The 3,147-nt window shown below is 51.1% G+C and carries 6 protein-coding genes and 1 pseudogene; 5 read left to right on the top strand and 2 right to left on the bottom strand.

Annotation, left to right across the window (positions count from 1 at the left end; translation table 11 throughout):
* Positions 1-470: pseudogene (locus QMM04_RS21820) on the top strand (hypothetical protein); the annotation flags it as partial.
* A 43-nt stretch (positions 471-513) separates the two neighbouring features.
* On the opposite strand, the gene QMM04_RS21815 reads toward QMM04_RS21820, so the two are convergent.
* A complete protein-coding gene (locus QMM04_RS21815) occupies positions 514-684 on the bottom strand; it encodes a hypothetical protein (RefSeq protein ID WP_165899336.1) in 171 nt (56 codons plus the stop codon).
* A 386-nt stretch (positions 685-1,070) separates the two neighbouring features.
* Here QMM04_RS21815 and QMM04_RS21810 point away from each other — a divergent pair, with 386 nt between their 5' ends.
* The 4 genes from QMM04_RS21810 to QMM04_RS21795 all read left to right on the top strand — a co-directional run bounded on the left by QMM04_RS21810 (position 1,071) and on the right by QMM04_RS21795 (position 2,747).
* Complete coding sequence (locus QMM04_RS21810; protein ID WP_058781840.1) at positions 1,071-1,301, top strand: hypothetical protein; 231 nt, start codon at positions 1,071-1,073, stop codon at positions 1,299-1,301.
* Between the two features lie 75 nt (positions 1,302-1,376).
* Entirely contained in the window at positions 1,377-1,769 is a 393-nt protein-coding gene (locus QMM04_RS21805; protein WP_058757753.1) for a NirD/YgiW/YdeI family stress tolerance protein, read from the top strand.
* A 69-nt stretch (positions 1,770-1,838) separates the two neighbouring features.
* Complete coding sequence (locus QMM04_RS21800; protein ID WP_058774586.1) at positions 1,839-2,009, top strand: hypothetical protein; 171 nt, start codon at positions 1,839-1,841, stop codon at positions 2,007-2,009.
* Between the two features lie 177 nt (positions 2,010-2,186).
* The gene (locus QMM04_RS21795; protein ID WP_199189155.1) at positions 2,187-2,747 is read left to right on the top strand and encodes a diguanylate cyclase; all 561 of its coding nucleotides are present in this window, start codon (positions 2,187-2,189) and stop codon (positions 2,745-2,747) included.
* A gap of 110 nt (positions 2,748-2,857) precedes the next feature.
* On the opposite strand, the gene QMM04_RS21790 is transcribed toward QMM04_RS21795, so the two are convergent.
* A complete protein-coding gene (locus tag QMM04_RS21790; RefSeq protein WP_021510004.1) occupies positions 2,858-2,986 on the bottom strand; it encodes a hypothetical protein in 129 nt (42 codons plus the stop codon).
* Positions 2,987-3,147: the final 161 nt, after the last annotated feature.

Here is a 3,147-nt window from a genome sequence, read left to right as displayed (position 1 = left end):
ACGTGACCATTCTCGGCGCGTCGAAAGGCGGCAGTGCCGCGCTCTACTTTGGTATCCGCCACAACATCAGAAACATTATTACTGCAGTACCGCAGTTTTTTCTCGGTGACTATGCAAGCCAGATTTGGCCCAGTGTGGGGAAGGCGATGATGGGAGAGATAAGCCCGGCTGCGGTCGCGTTGCTAAATAAATACCTGCCCAATGCCCTGCGACGCGATCGCCAGACACAGAAAAATATTTATCTGTTTACTGCTCTGGCCGATCATCAGCGCGAGCAGGAAGTGTTACCGCACCTCGGGCTGCTGGAAAAATACAGTAATTTCAATCTGATTGAATCGTCATCACCCTGTATCACGCAACATAATGAGGTGACCCGCTATAACCTCAACCTGATTCTGGCGCTGATATATCAGCTGGAGCAGAATATCACCCCGCGCTGGGGCCATATTCGCAACGGCAGCAGTTGGTAACGGCGCAGCTGAAAATCATAGGTTGGCTATGACGAATCCCCGGCTAACGCGTGATTAAAAAGATCGCCAGCATAAAACCGACAAACAAACCGGCAAAGGTCAGCAATCCGGTGCGCGGCGTTTTGGCCTGACCGACAATCGCGCCGATAAAAATGCTCAGAATGGTGAGCGTGCCAATCATCACCCAAAGAAGATAGTGTGTATTTGCTGCCATGCGAAATCCTGTTAAGCGGCCATCAATCAATGCGCCCTGTTATACCATTTTTCGCTGTGGCTGGCTGCTGCAAATATCCGCTGCGTTGCGCTCAGCATGACGATGCGTAATATGTGACAACGTCACTTACGTATTATCTCACGCAATGTTATCACGCTTAATAAATGCGCTAATTGAGCAAATAAAGTCCGGCGACAAGGGTACCGACGGAAATAATATGGAATAGCTCAGTCATGGTAGCGACCTCAATTTGATGCCTGTACGACTCAGTCAAGAACAGCATCTGGCGTTCGTCAAATCATCACCGCCTGCATTAAGCGCAGCCGATGGCATAAATACCAATCGATGCTTAACTGAATACGTACCCATAAGACAGGAGGAAAGCCATGAGCCAGTCTGCATTAGCCACCTACCTTGCGTTAAGCGACGACGACCTCAATGAGATGGGCATCCGTCCGGACACGCTGTTCAAAGCGCAGCCCGACGATAACGGCGCCGCCGGTTACTATTTCAACGTACCGGACACCACGCCGCAGCGCGTGCTGGGGCAGAAACGCTGGTCGCTGGGCGATCGCATCGACATTCCGGCAAGCGTGTTAAATAACGATTCAGCGTAACGGCTCCCGGGATGCGCGATCCTGTGCCAGGCTTAAGTCATTGTGGAATGTTGCAATCAAGAGGGAATGATTATGATGAAAAAAACGGTACTGGCGTCACTGCTGATGGTGTTTAGTCTGGGCGCTATCGCTGAACAGGGCGGCTTTGAGGGCGGTAAAACCCCGCCGCCACAGAAACAACAGGACGCCGGTTATAAAGGTTCTGAAGACACCGGCCAGACGCATATCGAACAGATTCGGGATTTTCGTCAGGGCGGCTATGTCACGCTGGAAGGTTATATCGTTAAAAAGTTAAGCGGTGATAATTATCAGTTTCGTGACAGCACCGGCACCGTGACCATTAAGGCTGCAGCCGATACCTTCAAAGGCAAAACCTATAACGCCGAGGATCAGGTCCGGGTGAGCGGCAAAGTGTATGGCCGTGGCGAAAATACCCGTGTGGATGTTGCACGTATCGAAGAACCTTAATGCGTTATCGTCCGGTCCGCCGTCGCGCGTGCGGCGGACATTATCTTTCGATTCTCAGGAAATCATCGCATGAAGAGCCTGTTTGCCAGTCTGTTAATCCTCTCCACCCTGACCGCGCTGGCTGGCTGTCAGCAACCTGAACGGCCAATTGGCCCGGACGGACGCCCTAATGTCCCTGCAGAACAACCGGTGCCCGGCGGTCCAATGAGTAAAGGACCGGTAGGCCAGCCGCAGGCCTGACCGTTAGCGGCATCAGTACTTACCGCGCCCTGCCCTGAAAATTTATTGTCCTCATTGCCGCCGGGTATTATTACCGGCGGCATTTTTACGTCTGGCTTAATTAACGCCCACCACCATTACCCTGATTAAATTTTCATGGCTATGCTTGGTTATTACGCTGAAATAAAGGATATGCTGATGCACAGTCTTGATCCACAAATGTTGCTGTTACTCTATTTTGTCTTACCGGTTTGGCTTATTGCTGGCTTTGCCGACTGGCTTTGTCATCGCGCAACCGAAATAGAGCATACCTCCGGCGTTAAAGAAACGTGGATACATATTTTAATGTTTCTGGAGATGGGCACTCCGCTGCTGCTGGCATTATTTCTTGAGGTGAATGCGCTGATTATTGCGCTAATGATCGTGCTGTTTTTTTGTCATGAAGCCACTGCGTTATGGGACGTCAGCTATGCGGTGAAAAGCAGAAAAGTGACGCCGGTCGAACAACACATCCACAGTTTTCTCGAAATGGTGCCGCTGATGGCGCTGCTACTGGTGATCTCCCGTCACTGGCCGCAATTTCTCGCGCTGTTTGGGGCCGGCAATGAAACGCCCCGGCTTACTCTTACGCTGCGTGCCGATCCGCTGCCGCAGGGTTATATTATTGGCGTACTGTGCGCAATCGTGGTGTTTGAACTGCTGCCTTATCTGGAAGAATATCTGCGTACCCGGCGCGCGAAGAAAAACGCCTCAACGTGAACAGCATAAACCACCGTGCTGAATGGAAATGGGAATGATTGGGGAAGCTATTGATTCCACCACAGCCAATACCCACATGATAAAAAAACCTCCCGCGGGAGGTTTATCGATTAGATCGGTTTTTGCCCATCGTCTTCAGGCAATCCGGTGCCGGTATCATCATCGTCATCAAGCGGCTCTTCGCCGGGCACCTGCGCATCATCAGGCAGCGGAGTGACATCATCGGGTCGTTCTGACATAAGCACCTCCATACCCCACATTGGGTAATAACTATTTTAGTTGCGTTATCCTTCAGCCCGGCGGGTTTATCACGCATCTGTGAATTAAGCGTAAGAAGTAAATTAGTTATGGGTTAACGCTTTGCTTATCGCCTGCCCTCGGCTAACGCGATAAACAAAAA

Source organism: Pantoea sp. Pa-EAmG, assembly GCF_030024295.1.
Classification (GTDB): Bacteria; Pseudomonadota; Gammaproteobacteria; order Enterobacterales; family Enterobacteriaceae; genus Pantoea; species Pantoea dispersa.
This window is presented reverse-complemented; position numbering and strand designations above follow the sequence as displayed.

Bases quoted from the DNA above. Each gene is read 5' to 3' on its own strand.
- QMM04_RS21790 (WP_021510004.1), bottom strand. From the start codon at position 2,986: ATGTCAGAACGACCCGATGATGTCACTCCGCTGCCTGATGATGCGCAG.
- QMM04_RS21805 (WP_058757753.1), top strand. From the start codon at position 1,377: ATGAAAAAAACGGTACTGGCGTCACTGCTGATGGTGTTTAGTCTGGGC.
- QMM04_RS21815 (WP_165899336.1), bottom strand. From the start codon at position 684: ATGGCAGCAAATACACACTATCTTCTTTGGGTGATGATTGGCACGCTC.
- QMM04_RS21810 (WP_058781840.1), top strand. From the start codon at position 1,071: ATGAGCCAGTCTGCATTAGCCACCTACCTTGCGTTAAGCGACGACGAC.
- QMM04_RS21800 (WP_058774586.1), top strand. From the start codon at position 1,839: ATGAAGAGCCTGTTTGCCAGTCTGTTAATCCTCTCCACCCTGACCGCG.
- QMM04_RS21795 (WP_199189155.1), top strand. From the start codon at position 2,187: ATGCACAGTCTTGATCCACAAATGTTGCTGTTACTCTATTTTGTCTTA.